1 protein-coding gene is annotated in these 389 nt (G+C 73.9%); it reads left to right on the top strand.

All coding sequences use genetic code 11. From position 1 onward, the window contains the following. Positions 1-197: 197 nt before the first annotated feature. Positions 198-389, top strand: a 192-nt coding sequence (locus tag ASG67_RS14125) for a hypothetical protein (RefSeq protein WP_156460839.1), incomplete at its 3' end; no start/stop codon positions are given.

The following is a 389-nucleotide window of genomic DNA, read 5'->3' as shown; positions in this document are numbered from 1 at the left end:
TCGTGTACCTGGCGGCGACAGTCGGGCTCGCCGCGGCGGCGTTCCGGGCCGGCTCCCGGCCTCGCGAGGTGCCGGGCGACCTGCGCAGAGCCCGCTGACCGCGGCGTCGTCGCTCCGCCGGGTCTCGTGTGGCGCGAGTCGTCCGGTTCTGGCGCCTTTGCCGGTCCGGTGTCGGTGCTCGCTGGTTCGATGTYCGTATGGCAGTTGCAGCAGAAATSAGACCCGCGGAGGCGTCACTCGACGCGATCCGCGAGGGCGCCGACGAGGTCGGCCGGCTCGCCCGGAACGCCGCCCCGGCGCTGCTCGCGTCCGCCGAGAAGCTCTACGAGGTGTACCGGGCAGCGCTCTCCATCCCGCTCGCGTTCGCCCGCGGCGGCCTGTCGAGCAGC

Origin of the sequence: Sphingomonas sp. Leaf339 (assembly GCF_001426195.1) — a bacterium.
Classification (GTDB): Bacteria; Pseudomonadota; Alphaproteobacteria; order Sphingomonadales; family Sphingomonadaceae; genus Sphingomonas.
The sequence above is the reverse complement of the archived record's forward strand: the minus strand, read 5'-3'. Positions and strand labels throughout refer to the sequence as shown.